The sequence below is a fragment of the Nocardia sp. CA-129566 genome, from assembly GCF_050956075.1.
Taxonomy (GTDB): domain Bacteria; phylum Actinomycetota; class Actinomycetes; order Mycobacteriales; family Mycobacteriaceae; genus Nocardia.
In genome coordinates this window covers 8,469,059-8,492,569 of the sequence record NZ_CP192085.1, presented here as the reverse complement: position 1 = coordinate 8,492,569, position 23,511 = coordinate 8,469,059, and the positions used below count along the sequence as shown (strand labels likewise).

Annotated in this window: 2 protein-coding genes; both read left to right on the top strand. The window is 67.9% G+C overall.

The window, feature by feature from the left end; translation table 11 throughout:
• Positions 1–204: 204 nt before the first annotated feature.
• Positions 205–7,668: an amino acid adenylation domain-containing protein gene (locus ACQP0C_RS37670; RefSeq protein WP_433727963.1), complete on the top strand. Its 7,464-nt coding sequence runs from the start codon at positions 205–207 to the stop codon at positions 7,666–7,668.
• A 217-nt stretch (positions 7,669–7,885) separates the two neighbouring features.
• On the top strand, positions 7,886–23,398 hold the full coding sequence (locus tag ACQP0C_RS37665) for an amino acid adenylation domain-containing protein (protein ID WP_433727961.1): 15,513 nt from the start codon (positions 7,886–7,888) through the stop codon (positions 23,396–23,398).
• The last annotated feature ends 113 nt before the right edge of the window (positions 23,399–23,511 follow it).

Here is a 23,511-nt window from a genome sequence, read left to right as displayed (position 1 = left end):
CAAATTCACTCACGCCCCGCTGGTCCGCAACATCGTCCACGCGAGTCCGATACACATCTGTCACGTCTGCGCCCATGCGGCGCAGGCGAGACCGCGCATGCTGCAGGCTTATATGATGGCTCGGACTGCGCTGGCCCGGTGCAATATGCCCTCGAAGGAGGGCGGGGCAGGTCCTAGCTCGACGCGAGAGGTAAATGCACTCGAATGGAAACTGCCCGCCGTTCCGCCCGTGGTAGTCGTCGCCGCAGGTCGGGCAGCCCGCTGTTCGCGCAGCTGCTCACCGCTGCGGTGGAGTCCGCGGCGACCTCGGTCGCGCTCCGGTTCAACCCGACCGGCGATCCGGCCGATCAGCGTGAACTCACCTACCGCGAGCTCGATGCCGCATCCTCGCGGGTGGCGCGCGAACTGATCGAGCGCGGGATCGGCGCGGGCGACTTCGTCGCGATGGGCATTACCCGTTCGGTGGAATCGATCGTCGCGCTTTGGGCGATCGCGAAGACGGGCGCGGCCTATGTGCCGGTCGATCCCAACTATCCGCCGGAGCGGATCGAGCACATCGTGACCGATTCGGGCGCCGAATTCGGCCTGACCACCAAGGCGCATCGGGCCAAGCTCGGCACCTCGACCTATTGGATCGAACTGGACGATCCGGTGGTATCCGAGCGGATCGCCGCTCGGCCGGACCATCCGGTCTCCTATGCGGACCGGGTGCGCGTGGTGAACGAACAGCACCCCGCCTATGTCATCTACACCTCGGGTTCCACCGGTAAGCCGAAGGGCGTCGCGGTCACCCACACCGGTCTGGCCGGTCTGGCGGCGGTCGGTGAGCAGTATCTGATCGACGCGGATGCGCGTGTGTCACATCTGAGCTCGCCCAGCTTCGACTTCTCGATGATGGAGACGCTGTTCACCTTCTCGGTGGGTGCGACGCTGGTCATCGCGCCGCCGACGGTATTCGGCGGCGTCGAACTCGCCGATCTGCTGCGCCGCGAACAGGTCAGCCATCTGCTGATCACGCCGGGTGCGCTGGAATCGCTGGATACCGACGATCTCGATGAGCTGCAGGTCGTGGTGGCCGGTGGCGACCGGCTCGGCGCGGATCTGGTGGCGCGCTGGGGCGATCACGGCCGGTCCATGTTCAATGCGTACGGGCCGAGCGAGGCGACCGTCATGGTCACCAGCACCGCGGCGCTGGTGCCCGGTGAGCCCGTCACCGTCGGCTCCGCCATTTCGGGCGTCGGCGCGTTCATTCTCGATGCGCGCTTGCGTCCGGTGCCCGCGGGTGTCGTCGGTGAGCTCTATGTCTCGGGTGCGGTGCTCGCGCAGGGCTATCTCGGCCGCCCGGAACTGACCGCGGAGCGCTTCGTGGCCAGTCCCTTCGGCACCGACGACAACCTGGGTGGGCGCCTGTACCGCACCGGAGATCTGGTGCGGCGTACCGACGCCGGCGTGCTGGAGTATCTGGGCCGCTCCGATTTCCAGGTCAAGATTCGCGGCCTGCGTATCGAACTCGGCGAGATCGACAATGTGCTCACCGCGCATCCGGATGTCGACTTCGCGGCCACCCTCGGCAAGACCCTGCCCTCGGGCACGACCGCGCTGGTGTCCTATGTGCTGCCGCGTGCCGATGCCACCGTCGATACCGGTGCGCTGGCCGCCCATATCGGGGAATCGTTGCCCGACTACATGATTCCGTCCGCCATCATGGTGCTGGACGAGATTCCGCTGACCCCGGTCGGCAAGGTGGACCGGGCGGCGCTGCCCGAACCGGTCTTCGCGGCGCGGCAGTTCCGCGCGCCCTCGACACCGGTCGAGCAGATCGTTGCCGAGGTGTTCGCGGCCCTGCTGCTCGGCGGTGCGCAGGATGCGCGCGTCGGCGCGGATGACGATTTCTTCGAACTCGGCGGCAATTCGCTGCTGGCCGCGCAGGCGGCCGCGCGCATCGGTTTCGCACTCGACGTGCGGGTGCCGGTGCAGGTGATCTTCGAGGCATCCACGGTATCGGTGCTGGCCGAACGGGTTGAGCAGCACGCGGGTTCGGCCAGCGGCCGGGCGCTGACCGCGCAGACCCGCCCCGACCGGATCCCGCTGTCCTATGCACAGCAGCGGATGTGGTTCCTGAACCGCTTCGATAGCGCGAGCGCGGTCAACAACATTCCGCTCGCGGTGCGGCTGTCCGGGCGACTGGATATCGATGCGCTGCGCGCCGCGGCGCGCGATCTGGCCGAGCGGCACGAGGTGCTGCGCACCATCTACCCGGAGATCGACGGCGAGGGTTTCCAGGTCGTGCTGCCCGCGGGCGATGTGCGCGCGGTGCCGGAACTCGCGGTGACCACCGCTGCCACACCGGAACTTTCGGATCTGATCATCGCCGAGGTACTTGCCGGATTCGATGTGACGACCGCGCCGCCGGTGCGGCTGCGGCTGTTCCAACTCGACGAATCCGAATACGTGCTGGTATGCGTGGTGCACCACATCGCAGCGGACGGTTTCTCGCTCGGCCCGCTGGCCCGCGATCTGATGTCGGCCTACTCCGATCGGGTGCGCGGCGGATGGCCGCAGTGGCCGCCGCTTGCGGTGCAATACGCCGACTACACCGTCTGGCAGCGCGAAACACTGGGCAGCGAGGACGATCCGGAATCGGTTTTCGCCCAGCAGATCGCCTTCTGGCGCAACGCATTGGCCGCGCTGCCGGAACAATTGGATCTGCCCGCGGACCGGCCGCGTCCGGCCACCGCGTCCAACCAGGGCGCCGTCATCGCCTTCGAGGTCGCCCCTGACGTCCACGAGCGACTGAATCAGCTTGCGCACGAACACAATTCGACGCTCTTCATGGTCATGCACGCAGCGCTCGCGGTGCTGCTCGCCCGGCTGTCGGGCACCCGCGATATCGCGGTGGGCACCCCGGTGGCCGGTCGCGGCGAGGCGGCGCTGGATGATCTGATCGGCATGTTCGTCAACACCCTGGTGTTGCGGACCGAGATCGATCCCGCCATGACCTTCGACGAGCTGCTGCGCACGGTGCGCAAGACCGACGTCGCGGCCTTCGGACATGCCGATGTGCCGTTCGAGCGGCTGGTCGAGCTGCTGGATCCGGTGCGCTCGGCGGCGCGGCATCCGCTGTTCCAGGTGATGCTGGTATTCCAGAACCTGGCGCGCACCGAGTTGGAGCTGCCGGGGCTGACCGTCGCGAGCGTGGATCACGCGGTATCGCTGGCGAAATTCGATCTGCAGCTGGAGATCGCGGAAAATACTGCGGCGCGTGCGACGGGCCCGCAGGCGGTAGCGCAGCGTGACCACGTAGAGCCCCGGGAGCGCCGCGAATCGGATACCGCCGCACAGGGGATGTCGGCGACCTTTACCTATGCCATCGATCTGTTCGACGCCGCGACGGTGCAGGACTTCGCCGACCGCTTCCTGCGCGTACTGTCCGCGGTGGCGGCCGATTCCGACGCGGTGCTCGGCGATATCGATCTGCTCGCCCCCGGCGAGCGTGATCTGGTTCTGCACGAATGGAATTCGGACGGGGCGAAGGTACCCGACGTGACCCTGGTCGACCTCATCGGGGAGCAGGCGCGCCGCCGTCCGGATGCGATCGCGGTCCGATTCGGCGATACCGCACTGAGTTTCGGTGAACTGCAGCGGCGCGCGAACCGGGTGGCGCGGGCGCTGATGGCGCGCGGCGCCGGTCCGGAATCGCTGGTGGCCGTTGCCGTCGGGCGGACCGAACAGCTGCCCATCGCGCTGCTCGGTGTGCTCACCGCGGGTGCCGGATACCTGCCGATCGACACCACCTACCCGGCGCAGCGGCTCGAGTTCATGCTCACCGACGCCCAGCCGACCTGCGTGCTGACCACCGCCGATCTGATGGCCGATTTGCCGGCGACGGAGCTGCCGGTCGTGCTGCTGGAGGACACCGCGGGCTTCGGCGAATCGTCGATCACCGATATCGAGCGCACGGCCCGTCTGCGTCCGGACAACCTGGCCTACGTCATCTACACCTCGGGCTCCACCGGCATTCCGAAGGGCGTCGGTGTGGCCCACCGCAATGTGGTGGAGCTGTTCGCCAATACCCAGCTGATGTTCGAATTCGATGAGACCGATGTGTGGACGCTGTTCCACTCCTTCGCCTTCGACTTCTCGGTATGGGAACTGTGGTGTGCGCTCGCCAATGGCGGCACCGTCGTGGTCGTCGACTACCTGACCTCGCGCTCCCCGGAGCAGTTCCGCGAGTTGCTGATTCGCGAACAGGTCACGGTGCTGAACCAGACGCCGTCGGCGTTCTATCAGCTCGCCGAGGCCGACCGCGCCTCGCATGCGGGCGACCAGGGCAAATTCGCACTGCGCTATGTCGTATTCGGCGGCGAGGCACTGGATCTGCGCCAGCTGCGGCGCTGGTACGAGCGCCACGCCTACAACGCGCCGTGGCTGGTCAATATGTACGGCATCACCGAAACCACGGTGCACGTATCGTTCCTGGCGCTGGATGAGCAGCTCGCCGAGAATCCGGCCAGTGCCATCGGTCGCGCGCTGCCCGGTCTGGAGAGCTATGTGCTCGACGATCGCCTGCACCCGGCGCCGGTCGGGGTGGCCGGCGAAATCTATGTCAGCGGTGCGCAGCTGTCCCGCGGCTACCTCGGTCGGCCCGGACTCGCCGCGGCCCGCTTCGTGGCCAATCCGTTCGGGGCGCCGGGCTCGCGCATGTACCGCACCGGCGACCTCGGCCGCTGGGCCGGTTTCGGTGGTCAGGCGAATCTCGAATACGCCGGTCGCAGCGACCAGCAGGTGCAGTTGCGCGGCTTCCGCATCGAACTCGGTGAGATCGAGGCGGCGCTGCTCGCCCAGCCCGGGGTCAGCCAGTCCGTCGTACTGGTGCGCTCCGACGAGCACGCCGGCGACCGGCTGGTCGGATATGTGGTGGCCGAGGCCGATTCGCCAGTGGACGACACCGAACTGCGTGCCGCCGTCGCCGAATTCCTCACCAGCTACATGGTTCCCGACGCGATCGTCGTATTGGACGCACTGCCGCTGACCCCGAACGGCAAACTGGACCGAAAGGCGCTGCCCGCACCGGAATTCGTCAGCGGTGTCACCTACCGCGCCCCGCAGACGCCCATCGAACAGGCCGTTGCCAGCGTGTTCGGCGGACTGCTCGGTGTGCGCGATGTCGGCCTCGATGACGACTTCTTCGGTCTCGGCGGCAATTCGCTGCTGGCCACCAGGGCGGTCAGCCGGATCAATGAGGCGCTGGACGCGAATGTCTCGGTGCGCGAACTCTTCGAGGCCTCGACCGTCGCGACGCTGGCCGCCCGGATCGTGCCCGGTTCGTCGAACGGTTCCCGTGCGCCGCTGGTTTCGTCGGCGCGCCCCGAGCGGGTGCCGCTGTCGCTGGCCCAGCAGCGCATGTGGGTGCTCAACCAGTTCGACACCCGCTCGGCGGCCTACAACATCCCGCTGGCCATCGGCCTGACCGGTGCGCTCGATGTGCAGGCGCTGCGCGATGCGGTCGCCGATGTGCTGGAACGGCACGAGGCGCTGCGCACCCGCTACCCGGCGACGGGTCCGGGTGGACTGCCGTACCAGCAGGTCCTGCCGGTCGCCGAGGCATGGCCGGGCGGACTCGCGGTCGAGTCGACCACCGAGCCCATCGTGCGCATCACCGAGCTGATGTCGACCGGATTCGATGTGACCGAACAGGTTCCGGTGCGCGGCGCGCTGCTGCGCGGCGATAACGAAAACCGCCATCTGCTCGCCATGGTGGTGCACCACATTTCGGCCGATGGCGCCTCGATGGCCCCGCTGGCCCGCGATCTGATGCTCGCCTACGCCGCGCGCTGTGCGGGCAATGTCCCGACCTGGACGCCGCTCGAGGTGCAGTACGCCGACTTCGCGATCTGGCAGCGCGAGGTCATCGGCAGCGATGACGACGAGAATTCGGTGGCCGCACAGCAGTTGGCCTATTGGCGTGAACAGTTGGCCGGACATTCCGGCGCGCTGGAACTGCCGCTGGACCGGCCGCGCCCCGCGGTGCCGTCCATGCGCGGCGCGTCGACCGGTTTCACACTCTCGCCCGAGGTACATGCCGGGTTGATCCGCATTGCCCGCGAACACAATTCGTCGCTGTTCATGGTCGTGCACGCGGCGCTCGCGGTGCTGCTCGCGCGGTTGTCGGGCAGTTCCGATATTACGATCGGCACCCCGATCGCCGGCCGCGGCGAGCGCGCGCTCGACGATCTGGTCGGCATGTTCGTCAACACCCTGGCGCTGCGCACCGCGACCGAATCGGCGACCACCTTCGACGCCCTCGTCGAACATGTTCGCGAAACCGATCTTTCGGCCTTCGGCAATGCCGATATCCCGTTCGAGCGGGTGGTCGAGGTGGTGCTGCCGAACCGCGCGACCTCGCACAATCCGCTGTTCCAGGTGGTGCTGTCGTTCGACAATATCGAGCCGCCGAGGCTGGAACTGCCCGGTCTCACGGTCGCGGCACTGGATACCGGCGCGGTCGCGGCGAAGTTCGATCTGCAGCTGACCATCGAGCCGCGCCATCGCGAGGACGGCGCACCCGGTGAGCTGTTCGCGGTATTCAATTACGCGACAGACCTTTTCGACGAGTCGACGGTGCAGGCCTTCGGGCGCAGGTTGACCCGCATCTGCACCGCGGTGGTGGCCGATCCGCAGGTCAGCGTCGGCGATATCGATATCCTCGATGCGGCCGAGCGCGATCGCAGCGCGGCCGCACCGGATAGTGCGCTCGAGCAGGGCGCCGACGGTGTTCCGGTCACCAGCGGAGCGGCGCTGACCCAGGCGCTGGCCGCCGCGGTGGAGGACGATCCGGACGGACCCGCGGTGGTCTTCGGGGAGGACGCCGTGTCCTTCCAGGAGCTCGACGCCAGGTCCTCACGACTGGCGCGGGTGCTGATCGGCCGTGGCTGCGGGCCGCGCACCGGCGTCGCGATCCGGCTCGATCGGAGTGTGGACGCGGTGGTCGCCACCTGGGCGGTGCTCAAGGCCGGTGCCGCGCTGGCCCCGGTCACCGGATTCGACGCACCGCCGCTGGCGAGTGCCCGCAGCGCGGCACTGCCCGACGGGCTGGAGATCAAGGTCGGCCTGACCATCGGCCGCGCTCCCGTCGACACCGGCGGCATCGACTGGCTCGCCCTCGACGATCCGGCCGTACTCGGTGCGATCGCCGCCGAATCGCCGCGACCGGTGACCTATGCGAACCGGACCCAGGCGCTGCGCGGTGAGGATCCGGCCTTCGTCGCCGGGGTGGCGTTGTCCTACAACGACATCGCGCTGGCGACCAAGCGACTGCGGGCGCGCACCGAGCTGACCTTCGAATCGCGTCTGTTCCGGTACGGCCGCGCGGATTCCGCTGCGGCACTGCTGGAAGTCGTCGCGGCTGGTGAGAACGGTGCGTCGGTGGTGGTGACGGCGGGCGGTGAGCTGGACAACGTAACGCTGTCGGCATTGTTGGCCGACGAATGGGTGACGCATCTGTTCCTCGATCGGTCCGGTCTGGGTACCGTCGATGTGACGGGGCTGGAGGATCTGCACGCCGTGGTGCTGGACGACGGCGCGCCCGCGCCGGAATTCGGCGCCGTCGCAGCCGTTGTCGAAGTCGATGCGTTGCTGGGCGTCCAGCGGCCGGGCGACCCGAGTTGATCTTCCATCCGGAAGATCCATCGGCCTGTGCGCATACAGGCCGGCACCGGCGGCGACCGGTCTGCGAAGTGACGATGGGCGAGGTGAGGAAAGTTCCTATGGTTGGGGTGCCGGGACATCGGGTGCTTGGGCAGGATCGGACGCGGCGGCGTCACGATCTGATGCGGTCGGCGTCGTATGCCGCGACCCGCGAGCTGTCGCTCGGAGGGATGTTCGCGTGACGCGGCCCCCTCGCACTCGCCCGGTCCGGACCCGGCAGCCGCGGGTCACCACGCTGCCGCAGCTGATGGCCACCGCGGTCGAGGCGAATTCGGACGGCACCGCCGTCGTCTTCGCCGATGCCACCGCGACGCTGGGACAGCTGAGCTACGCCGATCTCGACGACCGGTCCACCCGGCTGGCCCGGTTGCTCATCGAACGCGGTGTCGGTCCGGAAGACCTTGTGGCCGTGGGTATTCCGCGATCGCTGGAGTCGGTGGTCGCGGTATGGGCGGTGGCCAAGACCGGCGCCGGATTCGTGCCGGTCGATCCCAACTACCCGGCCGAGCGGGTCGCGCATATGGTGACCGATTCCGGTGCGGTGCTCGGCCTCGCCATCGCCGAGGTGGCCCAGCGGCTGCCGGATCGGGTCGAGTGGCTGGTCATCGATACGCCCGAATTCGCGGTGCGCCTGGAGGAATACTCGGGCGAGCCGATCACCAATGCGGACCGGGTCCGCGCGGTGCGGGCGGAGCATCCGGCCTATGTCATCTACACCTCGGGTTCCACGGGCAAGCCGAAGGGTGTTGTCGTCACGCAGGCCGGACTGTCGAGCTTCTGTGATGAACAGCGTGAGCGCTATCGCGTCACGGACCAGTCGCGCACACTGCATTTCGCGTCGCCGTCGTTCGACGCATCGGTGCTCGAGCTGCTGCTCGCGCTCGGTGGTGCGGCCACCATGGTGGTGGTCGCGCCGAATATCTACGGCGGCGACGAACTGGCGAGGCTGCTGCGCAGGGAACGGGTGACGCACGCGTTCATCACCCCGGCCGCACTCGCCTCCGTCGATCCGACCGGACTCGACGATTTCCGGGTCGTGGTCGCCGGTGGTGAGGCCTGCCCGCCGGATCTGGTGCGGCGCTGGGTATTACCGATCGCGAATGGTCGGACCCGTGAGTTCTTCAATGGCTATGGGCCGACCGAGACCACCATCATGACCAATATCAGCGCGCCGCTGATACCCGGTGAGACCGTGACGATCGGCGGTCCGATCCGGGCCATCACCGAATATGTGCTCGATGACCGGTTGAATCAGGTGCCCAGCGGGGTGGTCGGCGAGCTGTACATCTCGGGCGCGCAGGTGGCGCGCGGCTATCACGCTCGCCCGGCGCTGACCGCATCGCGTTTCGTGCCGAATCCGTTCGACCCCAGTGGTTCTCGGCTCTACGCCACCGGTGACCTGGTGCGCTGGACCGCCTCCGGCGAGATCGAATATGTCGGCCGCAACGACTTCCAGGTGAAGATCCGCGGCTTCCGCATCGAACTCGGCGAGATCGATGCGGTGCTCGGCGCGCACGACAGTGTGGACTTCGTCGTCACCACCGGGCACACACTCGATACCGGCGCAACGATTCTGGTGTCCTATGTGCACGCCGCGGGCAATGCGGTGGTGGACACCGACGAGCTGACCGCCTTCGCCGAACGCTCGCTGCCCGCGCATATGGTGCCGACCGCCATTATCGTGCTCGACACCATCCCGCTGACCCCGGTCGGCAAGCTGGACCGGCGCGCACTGCCCGCCCCCGTACTGGAGACCAAGAAGTACCGGGCGCCGGAGACCGAGATCGAACAGGCCATCGCCGAGGTGCTCGGCGAGGTGCTCGGCATCGAACGCATCGGTCTCGACGACGATTTCTTCGCACTCGGCGGCGACAGCATCACCTCCATTCAGGTGGTGTCGCGGGCCAGGGCACGCGGTGTGATCTTCACGCCGCGCGACGTTTTCGAATCGCGCACGGTGGCCGTGCTCGCCCCGCTGGCCACCATGGGCGCACCCGCCGAGACCGGCGTCGAGCTGGCGACCGGGCCGCTGGTCGAGCTGTCGCAGGCCGATAGCGACCGCTTGGCGCGCGAATATCCGAAGCTGGCCGAGGTCTGGCCGCTGACCCCGCTGCAGTCGGGCATGCTGTTCCACGCGCAGCTGGCCGAATCCTCGGTCGACGCGTACATGACCCAGTTCATGGTCGATCTCGGCGGCGATGTCGATCCCGAGCGGCTGCATGCCGCGGCCGTCGCCGTGGTGGGTCGGCATGTCAACCTGCGGGTGGCCTTCGCCGAGGATTCCGACGGCAATCCCGTGCAGGTCGTGCTCGATGCGGTCGAAGTGCCCTGGCGCGCTATCGATCTCAGCCATCTCGGGTCGGACGCCCCCGCCGAACTGCGGCGGATCATGGCGGCGGATCTGGCCGACCACTTCGATATGCGCACCGCGCCGCTGCTGCGCTTCGCATTGATCCGTTCGGCCGCCAATGCTTACCACCTGCTGGTCACCAGCCATCACATCCTCATCGATGGCTGGTCGATGCCGCTGTTGACCCAGGATCTGCTGACGCTCTACGTCCTCGGCGGTGATGCGTCCCAGCTGCCGCAGGCCCGTTCCTACCGTGACTATCTGGCCTGGCTCGGCGCACAGGACCACAGCGCCGCCCGTGCCGCGTGGCGGGAGGTGCTGGCCGGTATCACCGAGCCGACGCCGCTGGCCCCGATCGATCCGGCGCGCGAAATCTCGGCTGGCGTAGGCGAAATCGACTTCGAGCTGTCCGAGGACGACACCAGGGCGCTGAGCCGGTTGGCCGCCGATGCCGGGGTCACCGTCAATACCGTCATCCAGGCTGCCTGGGGTCTGCTCATCGGCCGCACCGTGGACCGCGATGATGTGGTGTTCGGCGCCACCGTTTCCGGGCGGCCGCCGCAGCTGGACGGCATCGAGACCATGGTCGGGTTGTTCCTCAACGCGATTCCGGTTCGGGTGCGGCTGGATGCCGACGATACGCTGGCCGGGCTGCTGCGCCAGCTGCAGGCCGAGCAGGCGGCGTTGCTCGACCACCACTACGTGGGGCTCAGTGAGATCCAGGAAATCGTCGGCGTCGAAGGGCTTTTCGATTCGCTGGTGGTCTTCGAATCCTTCCCGGTCGACGGCAAGGCGCTGACCGCGGCGGCGGGCGCGATCGACGGCATGAATATCACCGGCGCGGTCGCGGTGAACGGCACGCACTATCCGGTGACCGTGGTGGTCGTGCCCGATGTCCGCCTGCACGTCACCCTCAAGTACCTGCGCGATATCTACGACGAGACGGCGGCACAGGCACTCGCCCAGCGCTTCTCGGTGCTGATCGGCCGGTTCCTCAGCGATCCGCTCGCCAAGATCGCCGAAGTGGACGCGCTGACCGACACCGACCGGGCGGTGCTCGACGCCGCCAATGCCACCGAAGTGCCCGAGCTGCTCGATGATTCGACGCTGCTGACGCTGTTCGACGCGCAGGTCGCCCGCACCCCCGAGGCACCGGCGGTGATCTTCGGCGATACCACGCTCAGCTACGCCGAACTCGACACCCGCTCGCGCGAACTGGCCCGTGAGCTGGCCGGTCGTGGCGTCGGATCGGAATCGCCGGTGGCCGTTGCGATGCGGCGCAGCATCGAGATGGTCGTCGCGATCTACGGTGTGCTGCGGGCGGGCGGTGCGTATGTGCCGATCGATCCCGACCATCCGGCCGAGCGCAGCGAATATGTGCTGACCAGCGCGGCTCCGGTCTGTGTGCTGACCACGACCGCGACCGGCTTCGAAACCGAGACCGCCGCACCGCTGGTGCACGTGGACGTGCTCGACGCCGCCGATGCGTTGATCTTCGGGGAGCTGCTCGCCGATACCGTCGCGGCACCGCATCCGGACAACACCGCCTACATCATCTACACCTCCGGTTCGACCGGTCGGCCCAAGGGTGTGGCGATCACCCATCGGCAGATGGCGAACCAATTCCGTTGGGCGCAGCGCACCTATCCGCACGGTCCCGGCGATGTGGTGTTGCACAAGACGCCGATCACCTTCGATATTTCGACGTGGGAACTGTTCTGGACTCTGCAGACCGGTGCCGCGGTGGTCGTCGCCGAACCGGACGGACATCGCGATCCCGCGTATCTGGCCCGGGTGATCGACGAATATGCCGTCAGCACGGTGCATTTCGTGCCGTCGATGCTGGATGCATTCCTCGATGGCGCGTCCGCCGGTGCGACCGCGCATCCGTCGTTGCGGCGGGTGTTCGCCGCCGGTGAGGCGCTGTCCGCGCAGAGCGCGACGCGCTTCACCCGCGTCCTTCCGGATGCGGACCTGTTCAACTGGTACGGGCCCGCAGAGGCCACCGTCGTCACCGCCTACCCGGCCGAGGTCAACGGGGGCGTTGCGATTCCGATCGGCACCTCGGTCGCGAATACCCGGGTGCATGTGCTGGACCGGCAGTTGCGGCCGGTGCCGGTCGGCGCGGTCGGCGAGTTGTATGTCGCCGGTGTGCAGTTGGCGCGTGGCTATGTGAACGCACCGGCGCTGACCGCCGAGCGGTTCGTCGCGCACGCCAGTGGTGAGCGCCTGTACCGGACCGGCGATGTGGTGCGCTGGGTGCCCGGCAAGGGCGCACACGCGCTGGAATACCTGGGCCGCAGCGACTTCCAGGTGAAACTGCGCGGCCAGCGCGTGGAGCTCGGTGAGATCGAGACGGTGCTGCTCGGCTTGGACGCGGTGCAGCGCGCGGCGGTGGCGCTGGTCAACGGGAGCACCGGCGATCGGCTGGTCGCCTACGTGGTGCCCGCGCCGGGTGCCCGGATCGACGATGACGCCCTGCTCGACCACGCGCACACCGCGCTGCCCTCGTACATGGTGCCGTCGGCCATCGTGTGGCTGGATGCCCTGCCGCTCAATGCCAGCGGCAAACTCGACCGCAAGGCGCTGCCCGCACCGGAGTTCATCGGGCGGCCCTACCGCGAACCCGCGACTGCGCTGGAACGCGCCGTCGCCGAGGTATTCGCGGAAGTACTCGGCATCGAGCGCGCGGGCGCGGACGACGATTTCTTCGACCTCGGCGGCAACTCGCTCGTCGCCACCCGCGTGGTGGCCCGGCTCGGCACCGCCATCGGCAGCCGCGTCCCGGTGCGCGCGGTGTTCGAGGCGCCGACGGTGGCCGCGCTGGCGGCGGCGATCGCGCCGAGTGCCGGTCAGCGCCGCGAGGTCCCGCTGGTGGCCGGTCCACGGCCGGAACAGATTCCGCTGTCGCTGGCGCAGCAGCGCATGTGGTTCCTGAACCAATTCGATACCGAATCCGCGGTGAACAATCTGCCGGTCGCCGTGCGGCTCACCGGCGCACTGGATATCGCCGCACTGCAGCAGGCCGTCGCCGATCTGGTGCAGCGGCACGAAACCCTGCGCACCGTCTACCCGGCCGACCGGGACGGTGTCGCCCATCAGGTGATCGTGCCCGCGGCGCAGGCGGTTGCGGATCTGACGCCGCAGCCCATCGCGGCGGATGCGTTGCGCGCGAAGGTCGTCGAGATCATCGCGGCCGGCTTCGATGTCACCGATCAGGTGCCGTTGCGCGGTGCGCTGTTGCAGGTCGTCGCGTCCGAAGCACCGACGGACGAGTATGTGCTGGTCTTCGTGGCCCATCACATCAGCGCGGACGGCTGGTCCATGGGACCGATGACCCGCGATCTGATGCTGGCCTATGCCGCGCGCGCCGCCGGTGTGCTGCCCGCGTGGCAGCCGCTGCCGGTGCAATACGCGGATTTCAGTCTCTGGCAGCGGGAGGTGCTCGGCTCCGAGGACGACCCGGACAGCCTGATCACGGCGCAGACCGAATTCTGGCGCACCGCGCTGGCCGGTCTGCCCGACGAACTGAACCTGCCCGCCGATCGGCCCCGCCCGACGACACAGTCGTTCGCCGGCGGCACCGTCGGCTTCACCGTCGAGCCGCGGGTGCACCGCAGGCTGCAGGAACTCGGCCGCGAGCAGAACGCGACCATCTTCATGGTCGTGCACACCGCGCTCGCGGTATTCCTGGCGCGCCTGTCGGGCACCCAGGACATCGCGGTCGGCACCCCGGTCGCCGGACGCGGCGCGGCCGAATTGGACGATGTCATCGGCATGTTCGTCAATACCCTGGTGTTGCGGACCCCGGTGCGCGGCGGTGCGACCTTCGCCGAGCTGCTGTCCGTGGTCAAGGATCGCGACCTGCAGGCCTTCGCACATGCCGATATTCCGTTCGAGCGCCTGGTCGACCTGCTGAATCCGGAGCGCTCCACGGCGCGGCATCCGCTGTTCCAGGTGGCGCTGTCGTTCCAGAATCTGCCGGACAACTCCTTCGAGCTGCCCGAATTGCGGGTCGGCGCGGTCGATCTCGATATCGACACTGCGAAATTCGATCTGTCGCTGGCGATCACCGAACTTGGCGCTACTGCTGCGGGCGGCGGCGGCATGTACGCCGAATTCTCCTTCGCGCGTGACCTGTTCGACGAGTCCACCGTCCGGGTATTCGCCGACCGGTTCGTGCGCCTGCTCGAGGCGATCACGACGCGGCCGGAGCTGCCGGTGGGCGATCTGCCGCTGCTCGCCGAATCCGAGGCGAAATTCCTGACCCGGGTGCAGCCGGATCATGTGATGGCCGGTGGGTTGTTGCCGGATCTGCTGATGCGTGGACTGCGCCGTGGTGCCGATCGCACGGCCATCCGCTATCAGGGGCGTTCGGTCAGCTATCGCGAGCTGGACGAGTTGTCATCGCGGTTGGCCCGGGTGCTGATCGAGCGTGGTGTCGGTCCGGAAAGTCTCGTGGCGGTTGCCTTGCCGCGCTCGTATGAGATGGTCGCGGCGGTTTCGGCGGTGTCGAAGGCCGGTGGTGCGCATGTGCCGGTCGATCCGAATTACCCGGTGGATCGGGTGCGGCACATGTTGACCGATTCGGCCGCCGTGGTCGGTCTGACGACTGCCGAATACCTCGGTCAGTTGCCCGACGATGTGCAGTGGCTCGCGCTCGATGACGCCGAGACGGAAGCGTTGTGCGCCAGCCGATCCGCGGCACCGCTGACCGATGCCGATCGGATCGCGCCGCTGCGGCTGCATCATCCGGCGTATGTCATCTACACCTCGGGCTCGACGGGTATGCCCAAGGGCGTCACCGTGACCCACGCCGGGCTCGGTGGTCTGGTCGACCACGCGGTCGGTCTGTATCGGCTGGAGCCGAAACACCGTTTCCTGCACATCTGCTCGCCGAGCTTCGACCCATCGGTGCTGGAATGGCTTGTCGCCCTTTCGGTCGGCGCCACCTGCGTGATCGTGCCGTCGGCCGTTATCGGCGGTCCGGAACTGGGTGAGCTGCTGCGCACCGAGCAGGTGACGCACGTGATCATCACTCCGGCGGTGTTGGGCACGGTGGATCCGGCTGGGTTGGATCAGCTCGAGATGCTGTCCGTCGGTGGTGATGTCACGACTCCGGAACTGCTGGCGAAGTGGCAGCCGGGTCGTCGGTATTACAACGGCTACGGCCCGACCGAAACCACCATCATCTCCTCCTACGGCACGCTGCAAGCGGGTAGGCCGATCACCATCGGCACCCCGGTGCACGGCATGTCGGCGCTGGTACTGGACTCGCGCCTGCACCCGGTGGCCCCCGGCGTCGCGGGCGAGCTGTATCTGTCCGGTGGCGGACTGGCGCGCGGCTATCACAACCGTCCCGGGCTGAGCGCCGAGCGCTTCGTGCCGAATCCATGGGGCGAGCCGGGCGGGCGGATGTACCGCACCGGAGATGTGGTGCGCTGGTTCGCCGAACCCGAGGTGCGGGCGGGCAATGCGGCGCTGCCGTCGGTGCCGTGGGTGCTCGACTATGTCGGGCGCTCGGACTTCCAGGTGAAGATCCGCGGCTACCGGATCGAACTCGGTGAGATCGACGCCGTCCTCGGCGGGCACGCCGATGTCGAGTTCGCGATCACCCTCGGCAAGCAGACCGATGCCGGGGTCACGATCCTCGTGTCGTATGTGCTGCCGGTGCCCGGCCGGATCATCGAGCCCAGCGTGCTCACCGACCACGCGGCGCGCAGTCTGCCACCCCATATGGTGCCTTCGGCCGTCGTCGTACTGGACGAGATACCGCTGACCCCGGTCGGCAAGCTGGATCGCAAAGCGCTGCCGGAACCGGTCTTCGAACGGGTCGCCTTCCGCGCGCCGAAGACCCATACCGAACAGATCGTGGCGAGTACCTTCGCCGCGGTGCTGCGCATCGGCACCGCCGCGGACGACCGTCGCTACCTCGGCCTCGACGACGACTTCTTCGCACTCGGCGGAAATTCGCTGCTGGCAACGCAACTGGTGGCGCGCCTGGGCGCGGCACTGAATACCCGCGTGCCGGTTCGGGTGCTGTTCGAGGCGTCCACCGTGGCCGAACTCGCGGCCGAGCTCGAAAAGCTCGTCGGCACCGGCGGCCGCAGGGCACTGGCGGCGGGTGAACGGCCGCAACATATTCCGCTGTCGCTGGCCCAGCAGCGCATGTGGTTCCTGAACCGGTTCGACACCGACTCCTCGGCCTACAACATCCCGATCGCGGTCCGGCTCACCGGCGCGCTCGATGTGGAGGCGCTGCGGCAGGCGGTCGCCGATCTGGTCGAGCGGCACGAAATCCTGCGCACCATCTACCCGCAGACCGATGCGGGCCCGGTGCAGCTGATCCTGCCCTCGGATCAGGCCGCGACGAAGCTCGAGATCCGCGAGGTGCTGCCGGATGAGCTCGAATCCGCCGTCATCGAGCTGACCTCGACGATCTTCGATGTCACCACCGAGGTGCCGGTCCGGGTCGCGCTCTTCGATATCGACGGTGCGGACCCCGAATACGTGCTGGCGATGGTGGTGCACCACATCTCCGGCGACGGTTCCTCGGTCGCACCGCTGACCCGCGATCTGATGATGGCCTACGCGGCCCGTGCCGCGGCCGCCGCGCCCGGCTGGGCGCCGCTGACCGTGCAGTACGCGGACTTCAGCATCTGGCAGCGCGAGGTGCTCGGCAGCGAGGACGATCCGGATTCGCTGGCCACCGAGCAGATCGCCTACTGGCGCGATGCGCTGGCGGATCTGCCCGAACAGCTGGATCTGCCTTCGGATCGGCCGCGTCCCGCGGTGCAGACCTTCGCGGGCGGCACCGCCGAGGTGCGCATCGATCCCGAAACCCACCGGGCGCTTATCGAATTGGCGCGCGCCGAGGGTGCGACGCTGTTCATGGTCGTGCACACCGCACTCGCGGTACTGCTGGCCCGGTTGTCGGGCACCGATGACATCGCCATCGGCACCCCGGTGTCCGGACGTGGCGAGGCCGCGCTCGACGATCTCATCGGCATGTTCGTCAACACCCTGGTATTCCGCACCCGAGTCGACGCCGGTGCGTCGTTCGCCGAGCTGACCGCACGCCAGCGTGAGGCCGATATCCAGGCGTTCGCGCATGCGGATATCCCGTTCGAGCGGTTGGTCGAGGTCCTCAATCCGGTCCGCTCGACCGCGCGGCATCCGCTGTTCCAGATCGGGCTCTCGTTCCAGAATCTGGAGCAGTCCACCCTCGAACTGCCCGGCCTGACCATCTCCGGTGTCGGCATCGATACCCAGGTGGCGCAGTTCGATCTGAACCTCATTGTCAGCGACGCCTACGACGAGCACGGCGTACCCGCCGGTATCGCGGGCCAATTCGTCTACGCGAAGGACCTTTTCGATCAGGCGACCGTTGAAGGCTTCGCCGAGCGGTTCGTGCGTCTGCTGGGCCGGATCATCGCCGCCCCTGGCTCTCCGGTCAGCGAACTCGACCTGCTGGCTCCGGCCGAGCGGGAGCGCATGCTGCTGGACTGGAACCAGACCGGCCATCCGGTCGCCCCCGAACTGCTGCTGGACGGTTACCGCCGTGCGGTGGCGGAACATCCGGATGCCATCGCGGTGGCCTACGAAGGCGCCGAGCTGACCTATCGCGAATTCGACCAGCGCGTCAATCGGCTGGCCCGACGGCTGATCGAACAGGGGGTCGGCACCGAATCCCTGGTGGGCCTCGCGATTCGACGCTCACTGGATCTGGTGGTCGGCATGTACGCCATCGTGACCGCCGGTGGCGCGTATGTGCCGCTCGATCCGGATCATCCGGCCGAGCGGATCGCGCACATTCTCGATACCGCCCAGCCCGCGGCCGTGCTCACGACCACCGCCGATGCCATCGCGGTGCCGGGTGATACGCCGGTGCTGCACCTGGATGCCTTGGAGCTGGACCGATTCGACGCGACCCCGGTGCGCGCCGACGAACTGCTGCGCCCGGTGCGCCCGGAGAACCCGGCCTACGTCATCTTCACCTCGGGCTCGACCGGACGCCCCAAGGGCGTCGCGATCTCCCATGCCGCCATCCACAACCAGACCACCTGGATGCTGGCGCAATACCCGCTCGGCGTCGGCGATGTGTACCTGCAGAAGACCGCGACGACCTTCGACGTCTCGCTGTGGGGCTATTTCATGCCGCTGCGCACCGGCGCGAAACTGGTCGTGGCCACCCACGACGGCCACCGGGACCCGGCCTATGTCGCGGAAACCATTGCCGCGCAGGCCGTGACGGTCACCGACTTCGTGCCCTCGATGCTGACCGTGTTCGCCGCACACACCCCGGCGGGCACCTGCCCGACGCTGCGGGACATCTTCGTGATCGGTGAGGCACTGCCGCCGGAGACCGTCGCCGCGGTGCGCGCGATGTCCGAGGCCAGGGTGCACAACCTCTACGGCCCGACCGAGGCCGCGGTCTCGGTGACCTACTGGGAGGCGCGCGGCACCGACCGCCCCGGTGTCCCGATCGGTCTGCCGCAGTGGAATACCCAGGTGTACGTGCTGGATTCGCGGCTGCGGCCGGTGCCAGCGGGTGTCGCGGGTGAGCTGTACCTGGCCGGTGACCAGCTGGCGCGCGGCTATGTGCGCCGACCCGATCTGACTGCCGATCGGTTCGTGGCCAACCCGTTCGGCGACGGCACACGCATGTACCGCACCGGCGACCTGGTCGTCTGGCGGGAGACCGCGGCGGGCGGTGTCCTCGACTACATCGGCCGCACCGACTTCCAGGTCAAGTTCCGCGGTCAGCGCATCGAACTCGGTGAGATCGAAACCGCGCTGCTGGCCGAGGCTTCGGTGAGCCAATCCGTCGCGGTGGTGCTGCCATCGGCGCTGGGTGACCAGCTGGTCGCGTACGCCGTGCCCGCGCCGGGTGACGAGATCGATCAGGCCGCACTGCTGACATCGATCGCGCAAACCCTGCCGGCGTACATGATCCCGGCCGCCATCGTGGCGCTCGATGCCTTCCCGCTGAACACCAGCGGCAAGCTGGATCGCAAGGCGCTGCCGGAACCCAGTTTCGCCAGCCGCGAATTCCGTGCCCCGGCCACGCCGGTCGAGGAGATCGTGGCGGGCGTGTTCGCCGATGTGCTCGGCATCGACCGTGTCGGCGTCGACGACGACTTCTTCGCCCTCGGCGGCAATTCGCTGATCGCCACCCAGGTGGTGGCCAGGCTCGGTGCCGCGATCGGCGGCCGGGTGCCGGTGCGCGCCCTGTTCGAGACCTCGACGGTCGGCGGGCTCGCGGTCAAGATCGAGCAGCACGCAGGATCCGGCGGTCGCCGGGCACTGACGGCCGGGCCGCGCCCGGATCGGATTCCGCTGTCGATGGCCCAGCAGCGGATGTGGTTCCTCAATCAGCTCGATCCGTCCTCGGCGGTGAACAATATTCCGGCCGCGGTGCGCCTGACCGGTGCGCTGGATGTGGCCGCGCTGGAGCTGGCCGTTGTCGATCTGATCGAACGGCACGAGGTGCTGCGCACCGTCTACCCGCAGACCGATGACGGTCCGGTGCAGCTGATCGTGCCCGCCGAGCAGGCGGTGCCGGATCTGACGCCGGTCGAGGTCGGTGCGGCCGATTTGCCCGCGCGGGTCATCGCGACGGCCTCGGCCGGATTCGATGTGACGACCGAAGTTCCGGTGCGGGCGACGCTGTTCCGGGTCGAGCGGACCGACGCTGGCGACTGCTCGCAGGTCGCTCGAGACCACACAGAGCATGTGCTGGTGCTGGTGGCCCATCACATCAGCGCGGACGGTTGGTCCATGGGTCCGTTGACGCGCGATCTGATGATCGCCTACGCCGCCCGCTCGGCCGGTGCGACTCCGGCCTGGGCACCGCTGCCGGTGCAGTACGCCGATTTCAGCATCTGGCAGCGCGAGGTGCTCGGATCGGAGACCGATCCGGACAGTGTGATCAGCGCACAGGCCGACTACTGGCGAAACACGCTGGCCGGCATGCCGGACGAGCTGAATCTCCCCGCGGATCGGCCGCGTCCGACGACACAGTCCTTCCGCGGTGGACGGGTCGTCTTCCCGATCGGCACCGAACTGCACGGCGGGCTGCGCGAACTCGCCCGCGCCAATAACGCGACCATGTTCATGGTCGTGCACACGGCGCTGGCCGTCCTATTGTCTCGTTTGTCGGGCACCGACGATATCGCCGTCGGCACCCCGGTCGCCGGTCGCGGTGAGGCCGAACTCGACGATGTGATCGGCATGTTCGTCAACACCCTGGTGCTGCGCAGCGAGGTGTCGGGCGAGCTGAGTTTCGATGCGCTGCTCGCGCGGACGAAGGACGCGGATCTGCGGGCCTTCGGGCACGCCGATATTCCGTTCGAGCGGCTGGTCGACCTGCTGAATCCGGTGCGGTCGACGGCCCGGCATCCGCTGTTCCAGGTGATGCTGTCGTTCCAGAACCTGCCGGACAGTTCGTTCGAGCTGCCGGGCTTGCGGATCGGCGCGGTCGATCTGGCGATCGATACCGCGAAATTCGATCTGTCACTGACCATTCAGGAGGCCGCGCCGGACGCGGACGCGGGCATGGTCGCCGAATTGTCCTTCGCCAGGGACCTTTTCGACGATGCCACCGTGCAGGGCTTCGCGGACCGGTTCGTCGGTCTGCTCGAGCAGATCGTGGCCCGGCCGGATACCCCGGTGGGCGATATCGATCTGCTCAGCGATACCGAGCGGGCCGCGGTGCTGTGGCGGTGGAACGACACCAGCCGTGAGCTGGGTGCGGTCGGCACGCTGGTGGATGAGTTCGCCAGGCAGGCGGCGAATACGCCGTACGCGGTCGCGGTCGTGGACCCGGCGACCGGAACCTCGTTGACGTATGCCGAATTCGGTGCGCGCGTGCACCGGTTGGCGCGGCGACTCATCGAAGCCGGTGTCGGCCCGGAAAAGCTGGTCGCCCTGGGTCTACGGCGTTCGGTCGATCTCGTGGTCGCGGCGTATGCGGTGCACGAGGCCGGTGGCGGGTATGTGCCGCTCGACCTCGACCAGCCCGCGGAGCGGATCGGCTATGTGCTCGATTCGGCCGCGCCGGTGTGCGTGCTGAGGACCACCCGCGACGATTTCGACGGCGGCGCGTTGCCCACGCTGACCCTCGATGAGCTCGACCTGTCCGGATACTCGGACCGGCCGATCACCGACACCGAGCGCATCGCACCCGTGCGGCCGAGCAACCCGGCCTACGTCATCTTCACCTCCGGCTCGACCGGTCGCCCGAAGGGTGTGGCCGTGCCGCATTCGGCGGTGGTGAACCAGATCCGTTGGATCACCGGCGAATACGGCATCGGTGCCGATGACATCGTGTTGTTCAAGACCCCGGCGACATTCGACGTGTCGGTGTGGGAGTTGTTCGGCCCCTTGTCCACCGGTGGCCGGATCGTCGTCGCGAGCCCGGATGGCCATCGTGACCCGCAGTACCTGGCGGAAGTCATTGCGGCCGAGCGGGTCACCATGACCTCGTTCGTGCCCTCGATGCTCACCGTCTTCGCGGGTGCCGTCGACGCCTCCGCGCTGACCTCGCTGCGCACCCTGCTCGTCGCCGGTGAGGCCTTCACCGCCGACGCGGTGCAGGCCATTCGCAAGGTCAGCTCGGCCGAGCTGTACAACCTGTACGGCCCAACCGAATTCGCTGTACACGCGACCCACAGTCCGGTGGCCGCCGGGATCAAGGGCGCGGTGCCCATCGGCCTGCCGGTATGGAATGCCCAGGCCTACGTGCTGGATTCGCGGCTGCACCCGGTGCCATCGGGTGTCGCGGGTGAGTTGTACCTGGCCGGTGCGCAATTGGCGCGCGGCTACGCCGGTCGCACCGATCTGACGTCGGATCGTTTCGTGGCCAACCCGTTCGGCGCGCCGGGCGCACGCATGTACCGCACCGGTGACCTGGTCACCCGCAATGCCGACGGCTCGATCGGCTACCTCGGTCGCACCGACTTCCAGGTCAAGCTGCGTGGTCTGCGCATCGAGCTCGGCGAGGTCGAAACCGCCCTCACCGCGCACGATTCGGTGGCCCAGGCGGTCGCGCTGGTGCGTGTGGATGCGCGGACCGGTGACCAGTTGGTCGCCTACGTCGTGCCCGACAACGGTGCGACGGTCGATGCCGAGAAGCTGCGGAGCCAGCTGGCCGAGCATTTGCCGTCCTATATGGTCCCGGCGGCCATTGTGGTGCTCGAGGTCATGCCGCTGAACCCCAATGGCAAGCTCGACCGCCGCGCACTGCCCGAACCCGTCTTCGCGGTACGGGAATTCCGCGCGCCCTCGACCCCGCTCGAAGCCACCGTGGCCGATGTCTTCGCCGAGGTCATCGGCGTCGAGCGGGTCGGCATCGATGACGATTTCTTCAGCCTCGGCGGTAACTCGCTGCTGGCCGCCCAGGTCGTCAGCCGACTGCGCAAACTGACCGGCGCGCAGATCAAGGTCGCCTGGTTCTTCACCGAGCCAACCGTTCTCGGCATCGCCGAGCAGATCATCGCGGTACTCGAAGACGAACACGATTTCGAATCCAGCTCCGCGGCCGCTCTCGGCGTGATACTCCCCATCCGCGCTACGGGTACGAGAGCGCCACTGTTCTGTGTGCACCCGCTGGCCGGACTGTCGTGGTCCTACGCCGGATTGGCCAGGGTGCTCCCGGCCGATCAGCCGATCCTCGGCATCCAGTCGCCCGCGCTGTCCGAGGACGACTACCAGCCGGGTTCGATCGACGAGATCGTGCGTCGCTATGTCGCCGAGATCCGAGCGGTGCAGCCGCAGGGTCCGTACCGGGTGCTGGGCTGGTCGCTCGGCGGCAAACTGGCGCACGCGGTGGCGACTCAGCTGCAGGCCGATGGCGCGCAGGTCGAGCTCTTGGCGATCCTCGATGCCTACCCCGGTGGCGACTTCACCGATTTCCGGACCCAGATCCGCCAGGCCTTCACCGAATTGGGGTTGGACCCGGCGGCACTGCCGGAGGCGGAGAACCTGCAGGAAATCGGCGACGAGGCGCTGGCCGCACTGCAGGCGATGGTCATCGGTGAGGGCCTGGACGTGCTGACAGCGGATCGGCTGCGCCTGATCTACCGCACGGCGATGCGCACGGTCGAGCTGGAATCGCAGTACCGGCCACGGGTGTTCCGAGGGCGGCTCGAGTTCTTCAGCGCCACCGGTGATGCCGAGGCGCGCGCCGATCGCACCCCCGCCGACTGGCAGCCTTTCGTTTCCGGTGAGATCATCGATCGCCCGATCGGGGTGACGCACGAGTTGATGACCTCGGCCGAAGCGTTGGACGAGATCGGTCCCAGGCTCGCTGAGCTGCTCGAAACCCCTGAGCGCAGGTGATAAGCCGGGAAACGCGGGTAGATCGTCGGTGTGAACAAGCGGCCAATGCGGTAACGATCGGCGTCTGACCATGCGATGCTTCTGAGTAAGCGCTGGGTGGGGAGCACTTTAGG